This window comes from Thalassoroseus pseudoceratinae (assembly GCF_011634775.1).
GTDB classification, from domain to species: Bacteria; Planctomycetota; Planctomycetia; order Planctomycetales; family Planctomycetaceae; genus Thalassoroseus; species Thalassoroseus pseudoceratinae.
In genome coordinates, this window is record NZ_JAALXT010000009.1 from 42527 (window position 1) to 66345 (window position 23819).

The following is a 23819-nucleotide window of genomic DNA, read 5'->3' on the forward strand; positions in this document are numbered from 1 at the left end:
GTGTGCGATCAGGAACTCTTTGGCTTATGGAATTGCCGATTGAACCTGCTCGAGAATTTGATTCTTGACCTCAGGATTCGTGACAATTCGACCGACCAATTCCTGAGGCCGATGAGCCAACTCGGGGCGGAGCTTCTTGGCTTGTCGCATCGCCGTTCCCGCGGATTCTTTTTCCCCGGCATCAGCTAGGGCAACTGAACGCAGCATTGGATCCCAAAAGCAATCAGGCAGCGTGAATTGCTCGGATGTCGCAATCGCGTCTTGTGATCGTCCCGACCCCATTTGACCGATGGCTGCCCCCCATTTGATCCAACCGGGAAGTGCCGGATTGCGTTCGACGGCCTCGTTGATGAGTGGTTGTCCTTGCTCGCCTTGATCGAGAGCGTTCAGCAAGGCACCGGCTGCCCCCAATTCGAACGACGAACCGCTCGCATTGTCGATGGCCCGTTCGGTGGCCGCCACGCCTTCCTCTTGTTGCCCGTGCATCAGGTGATACAGCCCCGCGTTCCAATGAGCAAACGCGCATGTCGGGTCGGCTTTGAGAGCGTTCTCAATACAGTGGTGGGCTTGTTGAGAGGCATCGCGTGCTTTGGTTTTTGCGAGCATCGATACGCCATTGAGATGCAGCGTCGCCAAGGCTCCCCACGCCATGGAAAAATCGGGAAACGCTTTCACAATTTTCGTCAGGGCGTTCAGAACGCGATCGTAACCGACATCGCCCAGGTGCGTTTCGTATTCGAAGAATCGAAATAGTGTTTCAATCGCCGTTGCACTCTCAAGGGGTGTGTTCAGCGAGGCGGATCGGATTGCTCGCGACAGTACTCCAAAAAGATCGCCCAGCAAGAGTGCTGTCCCAGACGCTAACTGATCCAGACTCTCTTGAAGATTGTTGCCTTGTCGGAAGTCGAAGGAATCCGCCCAAATGACGACTCCCCGATCACTCCGTACGAACTGAAGTGTGACGCGAATCTCGGATGCGATTTCGCGGATCGTACCGGTCAAGAAAAAGTCAGCTTTGAGACGCGCAGCGAGACGGACGGGATTGGATTCATTCGTCCGAACACTCCGGGCCGCCAGGTAGTCAACGACTTGAATCCAGGAAAACCGACTCAGATTGACGCACAGATCTTGAGCCAGACCGTCTGCCAAGGTTCGCAACTGATCAACGCAACCAAACGCGGCGAATGGAAGAATCGCAACGACGGGACGCCCCAGTGGATCACTCGCCGATGTTTGGAGCGTCCAAGAATTCTCGCGGGCTGTTTCAACAGTTGATTCCTGACGATCGTTGTCGCAAAATTTCGGCCGATACCCGCCCTTGGGAACGCTGATTGTCACAGGGCTTTCGCCGTCTTGTTTGGCGTAGTAACGATCCAAAGCCCTGCGGAGTTTACCCGCAACAACTCGGACAACGGGATCAAGCCGGGAATCGAAATCGCCGCCACGCCCTAACGCGTTGAGGGCAATGGTTCGCTCTTTGAGATGTTCGCCGTTCCCCGCGAGTGTCTCTTCCACGATAAATCGCAGGAAACGGGTCATGTGTTGGGAGGCCAAGAAATCTTCGGAGGCCAGCACACGTTTCAATTCCGCTTGAATGGCTTCCGATCGATCGTTCAGACTGGATTCACGAGGCATTGCCGATGTCATTCATTCGAAGTGCATTTGCCGAGATCTCCAATGCAAAAAACCGGTTAATTTCCAGCCCGCTTAACCGTAAATTACTTTTGCAATGGGGTCTGGCATTGTAACCTCGACAGCCGACTCGTCAAAGAAGTCGCGGCGATACCTTTCACATTTCTGTTCCAGAGTTCTTGTGATTGACAAGCAAGTTTTAGCAAGGTTGGGACAAAGTCTGGAGTCCCAATTGCCTGATGCAACCAAACGCATCAACCGCCACCTATCTGAAGAACTATTGAACGACATGTGTCGCGAGTACATTGAGTGCGTTCACGCTCGCGAACACTGGCTGGATTTTCAATCGGTCACCAACACTCGCATTCGGGAGTATGAGCAACTGTTGGCGGAACTGCGGGCAGAAATATTGGCGTACTTGCAACGGTGAAGTGCGTTAATCCGAAAAACAATTCCAAGGAGGAATCGGTGTTCTAGCCCAATCAAATTTGAAACCTGGCGAAAACTGATGATTGAATTGATGACTCAACTCGAAACCGCTCAGCCAAAAAGGTAACACTATGTTGACGGACGTTTCCCGATGGGCACTCTGCGGCGTATTGGTTCTTGGACTTGTCAGCCTATTCGAGATGGAGCCAGTTGTCTCGGCCCAAGAGAAACCGAATATTCTTGTGATCTGGGGCGACGACGTTGGCATTCCTAACATTAGCGCTTATTCGCGGGGCATGCTGGGTTACAAGACGCCCAACATCGACCGTATCGCGAAGGAGGGAATGTTATTCACGGACTCTTACGCCCAGCAGAGTTGCACCGCGGGCCGTGCGAGTTTCATTCTCGGTCAGGAACCGTTTCGCACGGGACTATTAACGATCGGCATGCCCGGCGACGATCACGGGATCACCGAATGGATGCCGACGATTGCAGATGTCTTGAAAAGTCAGGGCTATGCGACGGGGCAATTCGGAAAGAATCACCTCGGTGACCAGGACAAGCACTTGCCGACCAATCACGGGTTCGACGAATTCTATGGCAACCTCTATCACCTGAATGCCGAGGAAGAGCCGGAAGGCTATTTCTATCCGAAAGATCCAAAGTTCCGCGAGAAGTACGGGCCACGGGGTGTGATTAAAGCAGTCGTTGATGGGAAGATCGAAGATACCGGCCCACTCACGAAGAAACGGATGGAAACAATTGACGAAGAATTTCTCACGGCTGGGAAGGACTTCATTCAACGGCAAGTCAAAGCCAAGAAGCCTTTCTTCATGTGGTTCAACTCAACACGGATGCACGTCTTTACGCATCTGAAGAAAGAATCCTACGGCGTCACAGGCAAAGGAATTCATGCAGACGGGATGGTTGAACACGACGGACATGTGGGGCAGTTGCTCGACTTGCTTGATGAACTCGAGATTGCTGACAACACCATCGTTGTCTATTCCACTGATAACGGCCCCGAGTTCGCAATGTGGCCGGACAGTGCTGTCACACCATTCGCTAGCGAAAAAGGCACCACATGGGAAGGCGGTTTCCGCGTCCCTATGATGGTCCGCTGGCCAGGTGTCATTGAACCAGATTCCGTGTCGAACGATATCATTTCAAGCATGGACTGGTTCCCCACACTGTGTGCCGCCGCAGGCGTCGGCGATGTGAAGAAACAATTGGCAGAGGGAGCCAAGTTCAACGACAAAGATTTTAAAGTTCATCTAGACGGTTATAATTTCGTGCCGTACTTCAAGGGTGAAGTGGAGAAAGGTCCGCGAGACCGTATGCTGTATTTCGATCAAGGCGGCAACCTTAACGCAGTCCGTTGGAACGACTGGAAGGTAAGTTTTGCGGTTCAGGAAGGTAATATTGCCTTCGGTTCCCGTAAGGTGACACCGTGGGCTAGCATCACCAATCTCCGTATGGACCCCTACGAGCGGGCAGCGCATGATGGCGGTAAATATGTCGATTGGTACGCGCGTCAAATGTGGCTGCTCGTGCCGATTCAAGGCGTCATCAAAGACTTCTTTGCAGACTTCAAAGACTACCCATACCAAACGGGTTCCTCCTTGAACGCCGGTAACATCAACTATGGGCTTCTCCGCCAGAAAGATGCACTACAACGATTGAAGGAACTGGAAAAACTAAAGCCGCGTTAGACCTATGTGGCTGAGTATCCTGCCCCTAGTTTTTGATCATCGGATTTGCGCAACTGATTTCATTCGCTCTCGGAGCATTGCTCTGAGAGCGAATGAACCTCAATCTATCGTCGTACTATTTACGTCCAGCTACGCTTAACAATTTATTGAGACTACACCAATGCACGTTCACATCGACACCGACGACTATATTGTGAACGGAACCAAGAAACTCAAACTGGAAAAACATAAGACGAAGGTCAAGGACGTCTATAAAGACAAGTCGGAGTACAAGGATTTACTCAACGAGTTCCAAGATGAAATCAATGACTTGCAGCGAATGATGTACGCTGACGATCGCAACTCGATGCTCTTAATATTCCAGGCGATGGATGCCGCTGGGAAAGACGGCACGATTCGGGCAATCATGTCGGGAGTCAACGTACATGGTGTGGTCGTGCATTCGTTCAAACAACCGAGTACGAACGAATTAGAACACGACTTTCTCTGGCGAACGACGATCCGTCTCCCGCAGCGAGGGCAGATTGGCATCTTCAACCGCTCGTATTACGAAGAAGTGCTGGTTGTGAAAGTCCATCCCGAAATCGTCCGCGAAAAACAGCGACTACCGCAGGAATACACTGAAAACCTGGAAGAACTCTGGGAAAACCGATACGAATCGATCCGAGATTTCGAGAAACACATCTGCCGGAATGGCACGAAGGTGGTCAAGTTCTTCTTGCATCTCAGCCGGGACGAACAACGTGAGCGTTTTCTCGACCGAATTGATGAAGCGGAAAAGAATTGGAAGTTTTCCGAGGCAGATGTTTCCGAACGCGGCTACTGGAACGACTATCAGCAAGCCTATGAAGATGCGATCAACGCGACGGCAACCCAGCACGCCCCCTGGTTCGTCATTCCCGCTGACGACAAAAAGAATATGAGGCTAATTGTCGCTCAAGTCGTCCTGGAACAACTGCACGCCTTAGATCTCAAATACCCAGTCGTCTCCGATGAGCGACGCGAAGAACTTGAGCAGTTTCGAAAACAATTGCGTGACTAAGTACCAATGACGATTCGAGAAATGGAAGGAGGTGCCATTGTCTTAGTGGATTTCGACTAAATATAAGGCAACCACAGGTTCTCACATTGAACTTCGGCTACTTTGATTTTACAAGACAAGGATTTGACATGACCGGACGACGGAAACTCGCCGCGATGATGGCGTTGTGCTTGGCCAGCCTAGCGGTGGTTGGGGAAACACAGGCACAGGACAAACCAAATATCCTCGTTATCATGGGGGACGATATTGGCCAGACAAACGTCTCGGCCTATACGATGGGGCTTGTTGGCTATCGCACGCCAAACATTGACCGCATTGCAAAGGAAGGAATGATCTTCACCGACTACTATGCTGAGCAAAGTTGCACAGCAGGGCGATCGACATTCCTCACCGGCCAGTGCACGTATCGCACGGGCCTTTCCAAAGTGGGCTTGCCAGGTGCGGACTTGGGATTGCAAGCTGAAGATCCCACTTTGGCCGAACTCCTCAAACCGCACGGCTACGCGACAGGTCAATTCGGCAAAAATCACTTGGGTGACAAAGACGAATTTCTTCCGACCAATCATGGTTTTGATGAGTTCTTGGGCAATCTCTATCACCTCAATGCCGAAGAAGAACCCGAGAACCGAAACTACCCCCGTGACCCCGAATTTCGCAAACGCTTTGGTCCTCGCGGTGTCATCAAAGCCAGTGCTGATGGAAAAATCGAAGACACTGGGCCTTTGACGAAAAAGCGAATGGAAACGATCGACGATGAGACATCGGACGCAGCCGTCGACTTCATCGAGCGGCAGGTCAAAGCGGAGAAGCCATTCTTCGTGTGGTGGAATGCGACTCGAATGCACTTTCGGACCCACGTACGTGATGAACTGCGGGACGAGCCCGGTCTCGACGCTCGAACCGAGTACGCCGACGGTATGCTCGAACACGATGGTGATGTTGGCAAACTGCTGAAAACCCTGGACGATCTCGAGATCGCTGAGAACACGATCGTGCTATACACGACCGACAATGGACCTCACAAAAACACCTGGCCGGACGCTGCATTGAGCCCTTTCCGTAACGAAAAGAACTCGAACTGGGAAGGTGCCTTCCGAGTCCCATGTGCACTTCGGTGGCCGGGCAAAATCAAAGCGGGCAGTGTCTCCAATGAGATTGTCAGCGGCCTCGACTGGCTGCCAACCTTCCTGGCTGCCGTCGGCGATGCGGACATCAAAGAGAAACTTCTCAAAGGTCACAAGGCCGGCGATAAAACCTACAAAGTCCATTTGGATGGCTACAACATCTTGCCGTATCTCACCGGCAAAGACGAGAAGTCACCGCGAGAATCCTTTTTCTACTTCAACGACGATGGCCAACTCGTCGGGATGCGATTCCGGAACTGGAAAATGGTCTTCCTGGAACAACGTGCTCGAGGGACTTTGAAAGTTTGGGCTGAACCGTTCACCCCATTGCGACTTCCGAAAATGTTTGACTTGCGAGCCGACCCCTACGAGCAAGCCGACATCACCTCGAACACCTACTACGATTGGTTGCTCGACCACGCGTTCTTGCTTGTCCCAGCCCAGCAATACGCAGGGAAATTCTTGGAAACCTTCAAAGAGTATCCGCCACGGCAAAAGCCAGCCAGCTTCAATCTGGACGACGTGATGCAGAAACTCTCCGAAGGCGTAAGTAAGTAGTCTTGAAAACCAAGCAGACCGAGGCGCGATTTTCGGGCCTCGGTCTTTGTTGGTTGGATTCATGATTGGCTCTTGACAATCCAATCGCTTAATTTTTGAAAGTCTACTACAAGAAACCAAAAGAGAGACAATGGGAACGCGCGACTCCATCTTACAAATCTCCGAAGCTATGAACGCCGCTGTTGTCGGACAGCAAGAGGTCGTCGAACGTCTTTTGATTGCCTTGGTCGCAAACGGTCACGTGCTGATGGAGGGGCTTCCCGGCACAGCGAAAACGCGTTCGGTGAAGACGCTTTCTCACCTCATGGAGAGCGAGTTCAGCCGGGTGCAATTCACACCCGACTTGTTGCCTTCCGATGTGACCGGTTCGGAGATCTATCGCGAGCAAAACGCGACTTTTGAATTCCAGGAAGGACCGATTTTTGGAAACTTGTTGCTTGCGGATGAAATCAATCGTGCGCCGGCGAAAGTCCAAGCGGCCTTGCTTGAAGCGATGGAGGAACGTCAAGTCACAGTGGCAGGGCAAACTCATCGGTTGCCCGAATTGTTTTTGGTAATGGCGACTCAAAACCCCATCGAGCAAGAAGGAACTTACCCGCTTCCCGAAGCACAGATGGATCGATTCATGCTCTATGTTCGCGTGGACTATCCCGATGGAGCGAACGAATTAGAAATCCTTCGTCTCGTGCGTGGTGAGAAAGCGGGGAAATCGTCAGAGCCCACCAAAATCGCTCAAGAAGTCATCTTCCAAGCTCGAAAAGAAGTCCTTGCTGTTCAAGTAGCCGAAGCCGCTGAGAAGTACATTGTGGACCTCGTTCTAGCAACACGAATTCCACAAAAGTATGAAGGCAGTCTTCAAGGCTGGATTCGTCTCGGAGCCAGTCCGCGAGGCACTCTGGCGTTGGATGCCGCTGCTCGGGCTCATGCTTGGCTCGCGGGGCAAGATTTCGTATCGCCAGACAACATCCGAGCCGTTGCCCCGGCTTGTTTGGCTCATCGAATTCACCTGAGTTACGAAGCCGAAGCCGCTGGGATCACGCGAACGCAGGTCATCGAAGAATTACTCAAGCAAGTTGTACCGGTTTAGGTCATCCTATGAGTGCTCGTGTCACCATTCGCTTGGAAGAATTGCTTCTGTTGAAGGCTGAAGCGAGAGGATTTTCTTTCGGCCCCAGGCAGCCCGTTAGTTCGCTACTTGCGGGTCGGCATGCGTCTCGGTTGCGGGGTCGCGGTTTGGCATTCGAGGAACTACGGCATTACCACCAAGGCGACGACATCCGTACGATGGACTGGAAAGCGACCGCCCGACTTCGATCGCCATACGTTCGCGTCTATTCCGAGGAACGGGAACGGCCGGTGTTGTTGGTCGTCGATCAACGACGCCCCATGTTTTTCGGAAGCCAGCAGGCCATGAAATCGGTTACTGCTGCCGAAGTGGCTGCGTTGGGAGCGTGGAGGACTTTGGATTCCGGTGACCGTGTCGGCGGCTTAGTCTTCAACGAGCAGGAAATTGTGGAAGTCCGTCCGCATCGTAGCCAACCGCGAGTACTTACGCTCTTTCACGCGATTTGTCGTTTGAACACCCAACTCGCTTCGAATGAGCCGCCCGAGGGGAAGGCCACTTTGAATCAGGCGTTGGAAGGAGCGCTTCGCGTTGCCAAACACGATCATCTTGTGGTGCTGATCACCGATCTCGATGGAGCAAATGACAACACACAACGCTTGGCAACACGGCTTTCAGCTCACAACGATGTCCTCGTCGTTGCAGTCTACGATCCATTGGGCATCTCGTTGACGGGCACGCCAGGCATGTTCGCCAACGATATTGGGCGGACTTGGGAAATCCCGTCCCACTCAGCATTTTCGCGAGACTTCCAAGCGGCATTCCAAAGATGTCTCGATCGGTGGCGGGAAATTTTTCGTGCGCTTCGAGTTCCAGTTCTACCAATCTCCACTGCCCGCCCAGTGGTTGAGCAAATCCGGGCTCTCTTCGGAAATCGCCCCAACACACTATGAACGATAATTCAACCAGCTTGGATCGGTTACACGACATTGCCGTTCCACCGCCCGTCCCCTGGTGGCCGCCAGCACCTGGATGGTACGTCGTCTTGGCGTTGGCATTCTTAGCAGTGATATTGTTGTTCGTTTGGCAATGGAGACGCTGGCGCGCGAACGCCTACCGGAGAGCCGCCCTACGAGAATTGGAGTCCGCGAAGACCCCGGACATGATCTCAGAAATCCTTCGCCGAACCGCGTTGGTGTTCACACCACGAGCAACACTTTCGGGACTATCGGGAGAACAGTGGCCCGCATGGCTGGCTTCGCAATCGCCAGAGCCGATGTCCGACCAAGTCCGCAAACAGTTAGCCACCGCGATTTATCGGCCCACGAAGAAAGTAACTGACGTCAACTCATTGCGAGCGTACGCGGAAGTCTGGATACGCAAGCACTCACCTAAACATCGCCTCGACCGAAACTAATCCCAAAGCGAAACCTGTGTTCGAATTCAGCTATCCTTGGACCTTCGCATTGCTGCCAATCCCGTGGCTTGTGCGGAACATCATGCCGCCGCGAACCAGCAACCGGGTGGCAGTACGTGTGCCATTCGGAGACCGCTTGGCGGAGGCCATGGGAACAACGTCTCAGCCCGATGAATCACCGCGAGAGATCCGAAAATGGGTGATTCCCTCCCTTCTTTGGTTGTTGACGCTCTGTGCCGTCGCCCGTCCTCAATGGGTCGAGTCACCGGTGACAAAAACGCTTCCCACGCGAGATTTGCTCTTGCTTGTGGACCTTTCGAGTTCCATGAATCAAGAAGACTTCACCAACAAAGCCGGGAAAAAGGTCGACCGGTTAACGGCGGTGAAGGAAGTGCTCGGCGATTTCCTCGAAAAACGGGACGGGGATCGCGTAGGATTGGTTGTCTTTGGAGATGCGGCTTACCTGCAAGCTCCCTTCTCGACAGACTTGGAACTTTCACGACGGTTGTTAGACGAATGCGAAGTCGGCATGGCCGGTCCGCGTACGGCGTTCGGTGATGCGATCGGACTGGGTGTTGGTCTGTTTGATGAAAGTGATGCTCCCGCGAAAACCATGATTGCCCTAACCGACGGCAACGATACGAAAAGTCAAGTTCCGCCGGTCGAAGCGGCCCGCGTCGCCGCGGCCCGAGACATTCGAATCTATACCGTCGCCATCGGAGATCCAACGACGGCCGGTGAAGACAAACTCGATGAACAGGCACTCAAAGACGTGGCCTCCGCCGCGAACGGTTCCTACTTCTTTGCAGGGGATCGAAAAAGCCTAGAGGGGATCTACTCCGAATTAGATCGGCTCGAAACACGAAAAGTGAAAACGGTGAGTCACCGGCCGCGGCGTGACTTGTTCTATTGGCCGGTTCTGATGGCAGTGCTAATCTCGCTCGGTGAGAAATCCTTGAGTCTGATTCGGCTTCGGCACGTCGACAGAACAGCCGAAGAGCCACAGATGATTTCCGTCAATCCGCTCACCGGGAAATTGGAGTTGGGCCCATGAGTGATTTCTTCACCAACTTCCATTTCATTCGTCCTGGTTGGCTTCTGTTGATTCCGGTTGTTGCCGGTTTGTGGTGGATTTGGCAACGACGCGTCGATCCACTTCGGGGTTGGCGAAAACAAATGGCCCCGGAACTTCTCGACGCGCTCACGATAGGGCGAAACATCAAGACACGGCATTCCACGATCGGCCTTCTCATCGGTTGGATCGTAGGAGCCGTTGCGGTTGCTGGTCCGACTTGGAAACTAGAGCCCAATCCGTTCGCGGAGGATGCTCAACCATTGATGATTCTATTGAAGGCGAGTGAAAGCATGAAGCTTCCTCCACCAACGCCATCGCGACTGGAACGAGCGCAACTCAAAATTGCCGAGTTGGTCAAGAAAAGAACCGGGCAACCATTAGGACTGATTGCCTATGCCGGTTCCGCCCATCTGGTGCTTCCGCCGACTCGCGATACGGAAGTTGTCGCCCAGATGGCAGCAGAAATTCAACCGGAGATCATGCCGGTCCCAGGCGATCGGTTGGATATCGCTTTGGAGAAGGCAGGGAAGTTGTTCAAGGCGGATTCCAACGGAGGAGCGGTGTTGGTATTAGCGGACTCCGTTGATCTTGCCGCGCAAGCGGTGACTGACGCCCACCGCAAGGCGGGGAACTTCCCGGTGCAATTCCTCTCGCTGACGGGGGAAGATAGCCCGGAAGACAAAACCATCCGCGTCGTCGCAACGGCGATGAACGCTTCTGTGCAAGTTCTCACCGGAGATGACGAAGATCTCGAAGCGATTACGAAATTCGCGGAACGAAAATCGGCTGCGTCGCTTGCGGGTGAGAGCACTCGTTGGCAAGAAGCCGGTTACTGGCTGACCCCCATCTTGGCATTGATGGTTGCGTATTCGTTTCGTCGTCGATCCTTCGCAAATCGGGAGACGCAATTATGAAATATGCCGGCTTGATTTTGGCGGTTTCTTGGGCGGGGCTCTGGTTAACTCCAGACCAACAAGGACAACGTCTACTTGAACAAAAACAATTCACCGACGCCGCGAAGACGTTTGATGATCCGATGCGTCAAGGAGTCGCGTGGTATCGGGCAGGGGAGTTCGAGAAAGCGGTTCAGGCGTTTTCGCGTGTGTCTTCCGCTGAGTCCTCATACAATCAAGGCAATGCTTGGGTATTGCTCGGCAAATACGATCGTGCCATTCAGAGTTATCAACATGCTCTCAAATATCGTCCAAGCTGGAAGGATGCCCAAGAGAATTTAGCTCTCGCGAAAGCCCGTGCGAAACAGCTGGAATCGAAAGGCGGCGACATGGGTGATCAGAAGTTAGGAGCCGATGAGATCGTCTTCGATCAAAACAAGCCCAAGGGCGGACAAGACACGGAAATTGCCGGTGAGCAGGCGGTGTCGGACGCATCGGTGCAAGCGATTTGGCTTCGCCAGGTGCAAACCAAACCGGCTGACTTTCTCAAAGCCAAATTCGCCTACCAGAATGCCAGCGAAACCGCGGGAGACAACGAATGATCGGACCGACGTGTCGTCTTCTGATCGTCGGCATGGGCATGATTTGTCTCTGCAGAGGATTCGTTTCGACGGTTCACGGCGATGTGCCGCGTGTTGTTAGCAAGGCTCAAGATCCGAGCGTTTGGAAGGGCGAGCGGGCTCGTTTCACCGTCGAACTCCGCGCGGAAGGTCCGTTTGTGGGTGCGGCGAGTTTCTCCATTCCTCAGATTCCACGCTCGGTGATTGTCAAGACTGGAAACCCCGTTGTGTCCTCGAAAGAGATCGACGGCGAATCTTGGTTGATCCAAACTCACGAGTTCGCATTGTTCTCGCAGCAAACGGGGACCGTCACGATTCCGAGCTTTGAAGTGCGGTTCGGCAACAAGGAAGGTTTCACCGGGCCGGAGAAAGATCACACCGAGAACGTTCCCACGCTAAAATTCGAGATCAAAGCCCCTCCGAAAAGTCGAGACGATGATTTTCTGGTGACAGTGAAGCAGATTGAAATTAGCGAGACATGGGACCCGGAACCTAAACCGGCATCTGTTGGCAACATCTTTCGCCGGACCATTACACAGCACGCGGACCAAATGACGGGAATGGCTCTTGCGGCACCACCAACCAAGACGCCAGACGGAATTCAGGGCTATGTCGGACGTCCCGACGTTCACGACGAAACGGAGCGAGGAGAATTCTCGGGAACCCGAACGGACGTCATCACCTATCAGATGAAACAGGGCGGGAGTTGGACGATTCCTGCAATTAAGTATGTCTGGTGGGACGCGGAGACGGAACAATACGGCTCAAAGACGCTCCCTGCAGTGAAATTCGAAGTCGCCGCGCCCGCCCCACAATTGGAAACACAACCTGCTGAGCAAAACGGTCCGTGGAGACTGCTCGCGTTGGGAACTGTTGTGCTCGTGGCGGTGCTGGGTTGGCAACGGCATCGATTGGCTGAATGGGGGCGGCGAGCGTGGCGAAGGTGGAATCCGCCGGAACGCGTTGCAGCCCGCAAATTGCTCAAAGCCTGCCAACAGAATGATGCGAAAGCGGCCGAGACGGCTTGGTTGGATTGGCAGAACCAGCGTTCGCGGACCGGACCATTGAACGCAACTCTACAGACTGCAACCTCGGAACTGAATTCGCATCTCTACGGCAAGCAAGTCACGGATTCCTGGCAAGGGCAGCAATTGAAGCAAGCTTTCCGAGACCAACTGAAAATGGAGAAGAACTCCTCAATCAACCGTTCCGTTGATCTTCCCTGCCTCAACCCACATTGAGCACGTTCCACTCTCTCCGCAGACGTTGATGTAACATCAAGTCAAGACTCGGTTCAACGGAATCGGTAGGCCCCACCGACACCCACGAACAGATCGTCTGCTTCCTCGTTCAATCCTGCGCCAATGCGGAAATCAATCACCCAATCCGGGGTCAGCAGGTAATCTACCCCAGCGTTGAAGAAGTTCAGCGTGAAATCGTCCCGTAAGCCACGCGAGTAAATCCCGAAGTACTCGAGGTACAATTCCGTGCGTTCCGCAAGCGGCACGCCACATGCGACAGACTGTGAGAACGCGGTGAACCGATCCTGTCCTCCGTCGTCCCCTTCCGCTCCCTCCAATGCCTGACCGGCGAGCCCGACGAGAGAAAATTCCCCCAAGCCATCGGTACCGAATCCGGTCGATCCCGCAAGAGACCATTCATCCTCATTACGCCATTCGTAGACGAAATCGAATCCAAATTCGTCATGGCTCGTTGTGAAGTCGCTTCCGCCGGTCGGTGCAGAAGCGATGACGCGAACAGCACTTTCGGGCGTCCAACCGTCTTGCTCGGTGAGAGCCAATTTGAGGCCGTACCGAATATCTTCGGCACTGTCGAGATCCGTCAGGTCTTCTTCACCATCGCGGAACTGCCAGACGTAGTTCATCCGCAATCGCAGTTCCACATCCTCAGTGATCCCAATGCGGGTCACGAGTTCCGGCGTGGTGTGCGAGTTTTCCGTTTCACCGTCCTGGCTCTTGTGGAAGTAAGAATATCCGCCTTCAAACTGCACAACGCCCGCACCGACAGTCCGAGGCGACTGCGTGAAATCGTGCCGATCCGTCTCGATCGGACCTAATTCGGCCACCGACCGGTGCTCACAGTAGATCCCGTCCAGCAATCCGCCAAACAGGCTGTCGTCACCGGCAGAACCAACTGTCGGCAATAGGCAAAGCCCGATAACGGACAGTAAGAATTTTCGGGAAAGCTCCATCTGCCTGCTCTTCCGTGATTGTGGGCAAACTTTCACAACAGCATATGTTTGGAGTTATCGTCCTTTACTCGAGCAGGATGAATCAACACGGTTACGCTCAACGAATCTTTCGCACAGCTCAAACGGCTTATGACGGTTATCACAATAACGAGGCAGGGGTCGATACCATTGAGACGCCTATTCGCCCCCGCCCAATCATCCCAAAACTAGACTTTGCCGATTATCCTGACGAGGCGATTCATGGGCGATCCTGACGATGGATGGCACCTCGAAGGCATCTTGCGTGCTTGATTCCGTAGAGGTCGAGTTACCCCTGTGTCCGTTGGAAGACAGCACCAAATCGCCGGGGGTCGGGAAGTTCTTCGGGCATGAACTCACGGCCTGCAGTGAACTCGGAGACATCCACAAACGCACCGTGGTTCTCGCTGGATTCGTAAGCCGCCATCAGGACGGCCATGGTGTCCCATGCCAAGAGCGGACCAGATTGCGGAGTCCGATCGGCTTCCAAGGCACAATCGACCGCGTCGTTCATCTCGCTGACGTAACCATGAGCGTCGAACTGATGTGGCCGAGGAAAACTCGTGCCCTGCGGCGTTGGGAGTTTCTCCCGCAGAAGCAAATCACCAGCCGCTTCCGCCTGCGGTAAGAACAGTTCGTGTTCGTTGTTTGGATTCACCCGCATGTCGTACTGACCGAAATCTGCAATCACCGACACTTCGTTCTTGATGCCGCTGATACTCAAATCATGCCCGATCACCTCGGCCACGGTTTGGTCGTCAAACACGACGGTCACTCGTCCGAAGTCATCCACATTCTGCATGACGCGGAAGTGCTCTCCGGCAGATTCCGGTTGGTGTTTCAGCACTTGCAGAGCGACGGCCGAGACTTTCAGCGGTCGGATCGGTCGACCATCACGGAGAATGCCCTCAGCCTGCTTGAGATACAAACAAGGTCCAAGCGGATGACAAGCCTTGTTGAACAGCGCACCTCCACCCGACTTAGCAGGCGTGTCGTATGCCGGCGCATGCGATCCTTGATGAGCACAAACGCCCCGCTGGTAAAGTAGCTTCCCTTTGTCGACCGACTGGGCTTCGATCATCAGTTCGACCAAACCCTTGACGCCGTCCAGGTAAACGAAGTCTTCGGCGTAGAGAAGTTTCGATCCACCCGCTCGGACGGCGTCGAGGACTTCAGCGAGGTACGCCATCGACTCGTGTTTTCGGGTCTTGGCGTCAGCAGACCGGCCCTCGCGGTATCCCGGCCAGACAACCGGTGGCTTCTCCAACACGATGACCGGCACACCGGACTTTGCCGCCTCAATCACGTACTGGCCATGAGCGAAATTCGCGCAGGCGACGTTGTCGATGTCCGGCCGGACAGTCGCGAGCATCTTGTCATGATCTTCATAAACGCTCGTGACTCGATGAGTCTCGGCAAACCGCTCGGCGTTCTCCCGTCGCCCCGACGTCACCCCGGCAAGTTCAATCGTGGCACCGTTCTTGTGGGGAATCATGCTGTAGACCCGAGCCGTGTAATCACCGGCAAAGCCAGTTCCGTTGATGGTCACTTTCAGCTTACGTTGCGTCATTGGTTCTTCTCATCGGTTCAGTTGTTGTTCGTTCGATGAATCGGTTTTATACAAGAATCGGTACATTTGCGGTACTACACCGTACTCGCAATAAGTCGCCCTCAGGTTATAATGATCGCGATCGTTCCCTCCTCAGAATAGATTCCTGCCATGAAAAACCAATCGAAAAAACTTGTTGCCCTTGCGGTGATTCTCGTTCCGATCGTCGCCATCAGTCTCTACGCTCAACGCGGACCGAGAGGTGGCGGCGGAGCTTCGTTGTCTGAACCGTTTCGGGGAATTGCCGCGGGAGATGAAATCGAAAAGGGACTCTTCAAGATTGAATCGACAGGTGTGAGCACCAAACCGGTTGTCGATGCGGCGAATGCCTTCTTGGACGGTCTGACCGAACAACAACGAAAACGAACGACGTTTCCCGTTGACGACTCGGAATGGCGAAAATGGGACAACAGACACTCGCCGAAACGGCAGGGTGTCGGTTTCGATGAGATGAATGAAGACCAACGCACGTTGGCGTTCGATTTGATGCGTGAGAGTCTCAGTGCCAAAGGGTTGAAACTGTCGAAAGACATTATGAAGCTGAACGGAACTCTGGCGGAACTTGCTAACAACTACGACGAATACGGCGAGTGGCTGTATTGGATTACGGTGATGGGTGAACCGTCAGAAACCGAGCCGTGGGGATGGCAAATTGACGGTCATCACCTCGTCATTAACTACTTTGTGCTGGGTGACCAAGTCGTGATGTCGCCGGTGTTCATTGGTAGCGAGCCGATTCATGCAAAGAGTGGCAAGTTCGAAGGCACAATCATCATGCAGGACGAGCAAAATGCCGGGCTCGAATTCATGCAGTCACTTAACAAATCTCAGCAGATGGAAGCGACGATCACCGACGCCAAAAGCGGGACTAACAACCTGACCGAGGCGTACAAGGACAATGTCAACCTCGACTACGCTGGAATACCCGCCTCCAAGTTGGACGAAAAGCAACAAGCAGCCTTATTGGATCTGATTGGGCAATACGTCGGCAACATGCGGAGAGGCCACGCGAAAGTCAAAATGAGTGAAGTGAAGAAGCACCTCGATCGAACCTATTTTGGATGGATCGGTGATGTTTCCGACGATGCCGTGTTCTATTACCGAATTCACAGCCCCGTCGTTCTCATCGAGTTTGACCACCAACGTCGTGTCGCTCCCTTCCGCACTCGTAAACCGACTCGCGATCACATTCATGCTGTGATCCGCACACCGAACGGAAACGACTACGGAAAAGACCTATTGCGGCAACATATCGAGCATGACCACCCCCACTAACGCACAATCAGGCTTGCATCATTCGGCTCACGCTCGAAGTTAATTTTCAGAGCCAAAGGTTCCCGACTAACCACGATTCCAGTCAGACAAAGCTCTTAACGTGCTCAAGCGTCGCGTCAAGAGTCCCCTGGAATGGATAAGGCTGACTGCATCCAACGTGTAACGACTCGCACGATCGAAGACTGATACTCGCCTTCCACCCGCATGAGTCTTCGATTCGTTATCATTCTGATGCGCACACTGGTCGACCAAGGCTTCGCCCAGCGAAATCGCGTCATTGATCTTGAGCGATCAATCCGGTCGATACGACTGCCGAAAACATCGACCACGCGTAGGCAGACGGGCACGATTGTCGCACGGACACGCGCCAACTCTGAAAAGAGTGGTCTGTGACTCCGATCAATTAATGCACGCAGGTTCCCAGCAGTCCCTGTGCGTCCCGCCGCATGTCCTGGTGCGAACAGGGCAGAGAAGTGAATCGCCTCTTGCATCCGGTCTCGACAACGACTTGACAAACTGGACAAGAATGTCGATATTCATTCATATCCAGCAAAAGATGCACATCAAATACATCTTTAAGCACTGATAACGTCACCATCAGTAGGATAGCTCATGGATTGAGCGAGCAGGATTTTGTTGAGTCGCAGCAAATCATCAATCACTCGGAACTTCGCGAGAGTTTCAGTAGCTGTTTCGTTTGAACCTCTGTTTTGTTGAAAGGTGAACAATGAAGAAGTCGCTCGTTACTGGAAGCCTAATCGCAGTGATTATCGCCGCCGTCGCATTCAACCTTCCCGGTCAGGAAAATGTTCCTTCGGCTAAGGAAAGTTCCGCACAAAAGGAGGGCAAAAGGAACGCTGGTCAAAAGCCACGCAAAGCAGCTGTCAAACGGACTCGCGAAGTTGTCAAAGCTCTTGATGACATCTACAAACGAACGATCGTTCTCATTACCGACAAATACGTGCATGACACGGACGACTTCGCGGCCGGAAGTGCGGCAGTGCTCCTGTTTAAACAAATCAGTACAAGTGAGTTTCAGGACGTACGATTGATCGATGCCACGGGCGAACCTTATGAAGATGCGAATGTCGCCAAGAGTGAGTTCGAGAAGCAAGGCCTCAAAGCTCTTAAGGACGGTAAGTCCTATTATGAAAAAGTTGCGATGAAAGATGGGAAGCCCTACCTTCAAGCTCTGACGCCAGTTCCCGTGGTCTTGGATAAGTGCATTATGTGCCATCCACATTACGAAGACGCGAAGAAGAACAACGAAATTATTGGAGCAATCAGCTATGAATTGCCCATCAAGTAGTTCGATTCATGGGCAATGCTAGGTATCAACTCTGGATTTACGAACGTATGTACTCGCGGCTATAAAGTGTCAAGAAGTCATGCGACATCCGCAGGCGAGATTCTCTGCGGAAGGTCAAACATGCCAGACAACTAGATTGCATAGATCGCTGGACATAGTCGCGACGCTAGTTTCCATCTCAACTGAGGACGCACTTGTATGAAACAACACCCGTCACAAGAATTCGGTGTCATGTTAGCCCGATTGCTGGGAATTGTGTTTGTCGCGGGAACATGGTCTGCCAGTGCGTCCGCTCAGATGGAGTTTGAACACGAGCCGATTAGTTACAGTAAAACATCACCGCACGATGCTGTCACAGACCTACAAGCGAAGATTGACCGTGGCGATGTGAAACTGCAATTCGACAATCAACATGGGTACCTCAAGTCGATCCTGGAAGAATTAAAGATTAAGCCTTCGTCGCAAGTGCTGGTTCATTCGCAAACGAGTTTTCAACTTCGCCGAATTTCGCCGCGTCGTCCTCGGGCACTCTATTTTAATGATGAGTCGTACGTCGGTTGGGTCCAGGGCGGTGACGTCATCGAGATCATGTCGACCGACCCCCAATTGGGACAGGTCTTTTATACGCTGTATCAAGAACAAACCGACCATCCCCAACTACTACGCGATCAAGGCCAATGCATGATCTGCCACTCCTCCGCACGGACACAACGCGTGCCTGGGGGACTAGTGCGATCGGTGTTCGTTAACGCGGGGGGTCAACCTCATTACGGCTCAGGAACATTCAACACAGACCACTCCAGCCCGTTCGAGGAGCGTTGGGGAGGATGGTATGTGACCGGAACACATGGCGAGATGCGACATATGGGCAATGTGATTTCCAAGAGTCGAAACGACCCGGAAAACATTGACCGTGAAGCTGGCGCGAACGTGCTAGACTTGTCCGATCGGCTGAACGTCAAGCCTTATCTCACACCACATAGTGACATCGTGGCACTAATGGTGCTGGAACATCAAACTCAGATGCAGAATTTCATGACAGCCGCGAACTATGAAAATCGCCGTGCTGTTCATCACGATAATATTATGAATGCTGCGTTAGATCGTTCACCGGATTACCGAAGTGAGTCGACTGAGCGACGGATCAAATCTAAGGGAGACAAACTCCTGCGATACATGCTCTTCGCAGAAGAGTTTCCATTAACATCACCCGTCAAAGGAAGCACAACGTTTGCTCAAGACTTTCAGTCGAAGGGGCCCCGGGACAAGCAAGGCCGTTCGTTACGCGACTTTGATTTGAAGACGCGATTGTTCAAATACCCTTGCAGCTATTTAATCTATTCACCTACCTTCGACGGTTTGCCACGCGAAGTCAAAGCATATGTCACGACGAGACTTCACGACATTTTGACAGGCAAAGACGAGAGTGACGAATACTCTCACCTCTCACCCGACATCCGTAAGGCAATTCTGGAGATTCTCAACGACACCAAGCCTGGGCTTTGGGAGAAATCATCTACAAATTGAGTCGATGGAAGTCTCAGAACAAGTCGGAGCCGACGAGCAAAAACACCGCGGCTTGGAAACCACGATCGATAAATGGGAAAGATGCTTGGGTAAACTTAGTCACGCAGAGTTCACCCAAGCCATGTCATGACTCACGCTTATTCGTAGATGCCGAAGCCCTTCAACTACGCTCGTTGGCGACGATTCGGTTTCGACTTCGAGTTCTTTTTTCGTTGCCCGTTCTGTTCATATACGCGTGCTGGCGGCGAACCGGACATCCGCGATAGTTGGAGTTTGCGACCGGCAATGAAAATGTTTTGAAGAGTTTTCACAACACCTTGCGGCAGCCCCACTGGCAGATCGACGGTGCTGAATTCATCGAAGATCTTGATCTTGCCAATACCGTCGCTACGGATTCCCGCTTCGTTAGCAATCGCACCGACGATGTTCTTCGGTTGGACGCGGTGGTTTCGGCCGACTTCAATTCGGTAGGTTTCCATCTCAATGTCAGACCGGCGATCTCGTTTTCGAGAGCGATTCCGACCATCGTCCGAATGCCGTTGGTCTTTCGCGAAGCTAGCCTGATTGATCTTATCCTTGACTAACAGAGGAACATCCCCATTGGCCAGGATTGCCATTGCGGCGGCTAGCGAATCGTATGCAACGTCATTGTCACGCTGATACTGCTCTACAATCGACTGATAAAGTTCCATCTCGCTCGATTCCAGGGCTTTTGTAATCCGCTCATGGAACCGGGCAATCCGCTTCTTGTTGATGACGCGGTTGGAGGGAAGTTCCATCTGCTCGATTGGTTGCCGAGTGGCTTTTTCAAGCCGCTTGAGCGAGTACCGTTCGCGAGGATGCACAAACAGAATTGCGTCGCCACTTCGACCCGCTCGACCAGTTCGGCCGATTCGATGCACATACGATTCACTGTCGTGCGGCAAGTCGTAGTTGATGACATGGCTGATGCGTTCGACATCGAGTCCTCGTGCCGCCACATCGGTGGCTACGATCACGTCGATTCTGCCCGACCGCAAACTCTCGACGATTCGTTCACGTTGATTCTGCGGAATGTCACCATTCAGGGCGGCGGTTTTCAGCCCCGCTTCCGACAGAAACTCAGCCAGCGATCCTGTGGTGTTTCGCGTTTTGACAAAGACAATCACCCCTTCGACGGGTTCTGCTTCGAGAATGCGAGACAACGCAAATTGCTTTTCGCGGGGCGTCGTCACGATGTACCGCTGACGGATTGTGTCGGCGGTCGCCGTCTCCTGCTCGATGGTGATTTCGGTCGGTTCTTTTAGATGCTTCTTGGCAATGTGCCGGATCGGACCTGGCATCGTGGCCGAGAATAACGCCATTTGCCGTTTTTCGGGAACGTGGCTAAGAACCCATTCGACATCTTCTGCAAATCCCATCCGCAGCATTTCATCGGCTTCGTCCAGCACGAAGCAGCGGAGATCGTCAAGCTTCAGCGTGCCGCGTCGCATGTGGTCCATCACACGCCCGGGAGTTCCTACCACGACCTGTGGTCCCTGTTTCAATTTTCGCAACTGGATTTGATAATCCTGTCCGCCGAAAATCGGGAGAACATTCAGCTGGCGAGTGCCGCCAGAGTACTTCTCGAAAGCCCCGGCGACTTGAATCGCCAACTCGCGTGTCGGTGCGAGAACTAAGACTTGCGGGTACTTCGCCGATAAATCGATCCGATCGAGCAACGGAAGTGCAAACGCAGCCGTCTTGCCGGTGCCGGTCTGTGCTTGGCCGAGAACATCCTCACCGTGCAATAGTGGCGGAATTGCCTGGGCCTGAATCGGCGTTGGCGATGTGTAACCATACCCTTCGACAATCTCGACAAGGCCCTCACTCAGACCGAGAGAACCAAAACCCGAAGGTTCGGTGTTCGCTGTCGATTCGTTCTCGTGCGTCTGATCGGTTTCACATTCTTCGGGTGACGCAGTGTCAATGTCGGACAGAATCATCAATTTTCCTGGATACTCATGGCAGACCATTGGAACAGACGATTGCCGCAGAAAATCGTCGTCGGGGACAAGAATCCCGCTGAAGCTGGAGCAAAATCCAGCTTGTGAATTGTTCAAATGGAGTTTGACCTGGAGGGAACTCGCGGACGCACAAGGGTGCAAGCGATGGCTATCATCAAGCGATAGGCGTTAGCCCGGCAATCCCAGTTGCCATAGCCACTTGCGAAACATGATCGAACGCGTCAGGTACTGTTCAGGAAACGGTGGGCGAGGAGTTGTTTGCCCAGCGGGGTTGGAATCTGAATCGAGCCGGCTGTGATTCAATCATTTTTCTCATAGTAACATACACGCCGGAAGTTTGCGAGGACCCTGAAAACAACTTTCGTGGAATTCATATTAGGCCTTTCGAAATGTTTCCCGTCCTAAACTGCCGAAATGCTTGTTTTCAACACATATCGGTTATACGGTGTTTGCCGGTCGTGCGTTGCCGACGTGTTGATTGGGCAAGAAATTTACACCGGACAAGTAGTCGAGGAACGAATTTATGGGACGCGGCCTGCACTGGATCGACTGGCTCATCATTTTTCTCTACGCCACGCTGACCATCCTGCTGGGGTGGTTCTACAGCCGTCGCCAGAAATCGACGGAAGACTACTTCGTGGGTAGCGGGGAAATGAACCCGCTGTTTGTTGGTGTGTCGCTGTTCGCCACGTTGCTGAGCACGATTTCCTACTTGTCGATGCCAGGCGAAGCAGCTGGGAAAGGCCCCGTCACCCTGCTGGGTCTGCTCACGTACCCGCTGATCTTCTTTATCGTGGGTTACGGATTCATCCCGATCTATATGCGTCAACGGGCGACGAGTGCCTACGAACTCCTCGAGCAGCGACTTGGGCTCAGCATACGCCTGCTCGGTGCCACCATGTTTCTTGTGCTCCGGCTCGTTTGGATGATGCTATTGGTGTACCTGGCCGCCAACGCGATGACGGTGATGCTGGGAGCCGATTACTGGGTCATCAATACCGAGACTTGGTCCGTCGTGGCGGGGCAATTCAATGATGCGGATCCGTCTACGATGTTGCCAGGACTCTATCGATGGGAAGCATCCGAGCTTCGAATTGCCGCGGTCCCGGTAATTGTGATTGTTACGGGCATCGTTTCCGTAACTTATACAACTCTCGGCGGTCTGCGGGCCGTGGTCATGACGGATTTCATGCAGACCGTTCTACTCTTTGGTGGAGCGTTGTTGGTTTTGGCCACTGTGACGTGGAACGTGGGCGGTCTAAGTTGGATCCCAACGCAGTGGCACGAGAACTGGGACTCGCAACCGCTGTTCAGCACGGACCCACGGACCCGAGTCACGATCGTCGGCACGTTTCTGAGCATCTTGACGTGGTACGTCGCCACATCGGCGGGCGATCAAACGTCGGTCCAACGATTTATGGCGACCCGCGACGCATCGACCGCGAGACGAGCATTGATGACTCAACTTTGGGTCGGAGCAACCGTGGTGTTCACTTTACATCTCGTGGGCATGGCCTTGCTGGCATTCTTTGAAACCAATCCATCCGCATTGCCGGATGGAATGGGACTCAAAACGGACGCAGACAAACTATTTCCGCGTTTCGTCTCTTTCGAACTCCCGATCGGTGTCTCTGGGTTTGTCGTGGCGGCGATGTTTGCGGCGGCGATGAGTAGTATCGACTCCGGTGTGAACTCCGTGACGGCAGTGGTAACGACTGACTTCCTCGACCGATTCGGGCGAAAGTCAGAATCCGAAAAAGGCAGTCTCCGGTCCGCGAAATTCCTGGCATTGACCATCGGCATTATCGTCGTCGTTGGCAGTACCTACATGAAGTACATTCCTGGCAACATCACGGCGGTGACAGCCAAAACAGCCAACTTGTTCACGTCCCCGATCTTTGCGTTGTTCTTTTTCGCGTTGTTCGTACGGTTCGCTCATCCGGTCGGTGTGTGGATTGCGACGATCTGCGGCACGGCGACAGCGGCCGCCATCGCGTTTTCCGGACCGCTCGTCGTATTTCTGGCAACATACGCCGACGTTGATCCCCAGGTGTTCGGCGTGGAATTGATGACACAAATCGATCCTGGTACCGGCGAAGAATTAGTCCGCTCCGCGGTGCGGGAAGTCAATCCCAAAACCGGGGTCGCCGAACTCGTCGCTCGAGACCCCGTTAGCTTTCAGTGGATCGGGCCAATTTCATTGCTCGTGAATTTGATGGTGGGAGTCAGCGTCAGTTGGTTGCTACCCCGTCGAAATCCAAATGCGAAGTCACCGAACACGGAAGCATAGGAAAGCCGTGAAAAGGTCGAGATTGGTGT

Annotated in this window: 19 protein-coding genes; 15 read left to right on the plus strand and 4 right to left on the minus strand. The window is 53.2% G+C overall.

Annotation, left to right across the window (positions count from 1 at the left end):
• Positions 1–24: 24 nt before the first annotated feature.
• Complete coding sequence (locus G6R38_RS25545; protein ID WP_166831637.1) at positions 25–1635, minus strand: hypothetical protein; 1611 nt, start codon at positions 1633–1635, stop codon at positions 25–27.
• A 229-nt stretch (positions 1636–1864) separates the two neighbouring features.
• Here G6R38_RS25545 and G6R38_RS25550 point away from each other — a divergent pair, with 229 nt between their 5' ends.
• From G6R38_RS25550 to G6R38_RS25600, 11 genes are all read left to right on the plus strand, one after another.
• Entirely contained in the window at positions 1865–2062 is a 198-nt protein-coding gene (locus G6R38_RS25550; RefSeq protein WP_166831638.1) for a hypothetical protein, read from the plus strand.
• Between the two features lie 199 nt (positions 2063–2261).
• Positions 2262–3773, plus strand: a complete 1512-nt coding sequence (locus G6R38_RS25555; protein WP_390881474.1) for an arylsulfatase — start codon at positions 2262–2264, stop codon at positions 3771–3773.
• Between the two features lie 160 nt (positions 3774–3933).
• Positions 3934–4815 carry a PPK2 family polyphosphate kinase gene (locus tag G6R38_RS25560; RefSeq protein ID WP_166831640.1) on the plus strand — a complete coding sequence of 294 codons (882 nt, stop codon included), beginning with the start codon at positions 3934–3936 and terminating at the stop codon, positions 4813–4815.
• A 158-nt stretch (positions 4816–4973) separates the two neighbouring features.
• On the plus strand, positions 4974–6497 hold the full coding sequence (locus G6R38_RS25565; RefSeq protein ID WP_390881475.1) for an arylsulfatase: 1524 nt from the start codon (positions 4974–4976) through the stop codon (positions 6495–6497).
• Between the two features lie 130 nt (positions 6498–6627).
• Entirely contained in the window at positions 6628–7584 is a 957-nt protein-coding gene (locus G6R38_RS25570; RefSeq protein WP_166831642.1) for an AAA family ATPase, read from the plus strand.
• Between the two features lie 8 nt (positions 7585–7592).
• The gene (locus tag G6R38_RS25575; RefSeq protein ID WP_166831643.1) at positions 7593–8513 is read left to right on the plus strand and encodes a DUF58 domain-containing protein; all 921 of its coding nucleotides are present in this window, start codon (positions 7593–7595) and stop codon (positions 8511–8513) included.
• Positions 8510–8977 carry a DUF4381 domain-containing protein gene (locus G6R38_RS25580; protein WP_166831644.1) on the plus strand — a complete coding sequence of 156 codons (468 nt, stop codon included), beginning with the start codon at positions 8510–8512 and terminating at the stop codon, positions 8975–8977. The genes G6R38_RS25575 and G6R38_RS25580 overlap by 4 nt, the downstream gene beginning before the upstream one ends.
• 82 nt (positions 8978–9059) lie before the next feature.
• Positions 9060–10031 carry a VWA domain-containing protein gene (locus G6R38_RS25585; protein WP_206028727.1) on the plus strand — a complete coding sequence of 324 codons (972 nt, stop codon included), beginning with the start codon at positions 9060–9062 and terminating at the stop codon, positions 10029–10031.
• Positions 10028–10966 (plus strand): vWA domain-containing protein, encoded by a 939-nt coding sequence (locus tag G6R38_RS25590; protein WP_166831646.1) that lies wholly within the window; start codon positions 10028–10030, stop codon positions 10964–10966. The genes G6R38_RS25585 and G6R38_RS25590 overlap by 4 nt, the downstream gene beginning before the upstream one ends.
• Positions 10963–11547, plus strand: a complete 585-nt coding sequence (locus tag G6R38_RS25595) for a tetratricopeptide repeat protein (RefSeq protein ID WP_166831647.1) — start codon at positions 10963–10965, stop codon at positions 11545–11547. The genes G6R38_RS25590 and G6R38_RS25595 overlap by 4 nt, the downstream gene beginning before the upstream one ends.
• The gene (locus G6R38_RS25600) at positions 11544–12806 is read left to right on the plus strand and encodes a BatD family protein (RefSeq protein WP_166831648.1); all 1263 of its coding nucleotides are present in this window, start codon (positions 11544–11546) and stop codon (positions 12804–12806) included. The genes G6R38_RS25595 and G6R38_RS25600 overlap by 4 nt, the downstream gene beginning before the upstream one ends.
• A gap of 53 nt (positions 12807–12859) precedes the next feature.
• Here G6R38_RS25600 and G6R38_RS25605 read toward each other — a convergent pair whose 3' ends face one another.
• Together G6R38_RS25605 and G6R38_RS25610 are read right to left on the minus strand one after the other, a co-directional pair.
• On the minus strand, positions 12860–13777 hold the full coding sequence (locus tag G6R38_RS25605; RefSeq protein ID WP_166831649.1) for a transporter: 918 nt from the start codon (positions 13775–13777) through the stop codon (positions 12860–12862).
• Between the two features lie 307 nt (positions 13778–14084).
• Entirely contained in the window at positions 14085–15365 is a 1281-nt protein-coding gene (locus tag G6R38_RS25610) for a Gfo/Idh/MocA family protein (RefSeq protein WP_166831650.1), read from the minus strand.
• 150 nt (positions 15366–15515) lie between these two features.
• On the opposite strand from G6R38_RS25610, the gene G6R38_RS25615 reads away from it, so the two are divergent.
• The 3 genes from G6R38_RS25615 to G6R38_RS25625 all read left to right on the plus strand — a co-directional run bounded on the left by G6R38_RS25615 (position 15516) and on the right by G6R38_RS25625 (position 19515).
• On the plus strand, positions 15516–16679 hold the full coding sequence (locus tag G6R38_RS25615) for a DUF3500 domain-containing protein (RefSeq protein WP_166831651.1): 1164 nt from the start codon (positions 15516–15518) through the stop codon (positions 16677–16679).
• Positions 16680–17406: 727 nt separating this feature from the next.
• The gene (locus tag G6R38_RS25620; protein WP_166831652.1) at positions 17407–17988 is read left to right on the plus strand and encodes a c-type heme family protein; all 582 of its coding nucleotides are present in this window, start codon (positions 17407–17409) and stop codon (positions 17986–17988) included.
• Positions 17989–18186: 198 nt separating this feature from the next.
• Positions 18187–19515 carry a hypothetical protein gene (locus G6R38_RS25625; protein ID WP_166831653.1) on the plus strand — a complete coding sequence of 443 codons (1329 nt, stop codon included), beginning with the start codon at positions 18187–18189 and terminating at the stop codon, positions 19513–19515.
• A 164-nt stretch (positions 19516–19679) separates the two neighbouring features.
• Here the strand turns inward: G6R38_RS25625 and G6R38_RS25630 are convergent, their stop codons facing one another.
• The gene (locus tag G6R38_RS25630) at positions 19680–21479 is read right to left on the minus strand and encodes a DEAD/DEAH box helicase (protein ID WP_166831654.1); all 1800 of its coding nucleotides are present in this window, start codon (positions 21477–21479) and stop codon (positions 19680–19682) included.
• A gap of 544 nt (positions 21480–22023) precedes the next feature.
• Between G6R38_RS25630 and G6R38_RS25635 the strand changes: the two genes are divergently transcribed.
• Complete coding sequence (locus G6R38_RS25635) at positions 22024–23790, plus strand: sodium:solute symporter family transporter (RefSeq protein WP_240928382.1); 1767 nt, start codon at positions 22024–22026, stop codon at positions 23788–23790.
• Positions 23791–23819 lie beyond the last annotated feature (29 nt).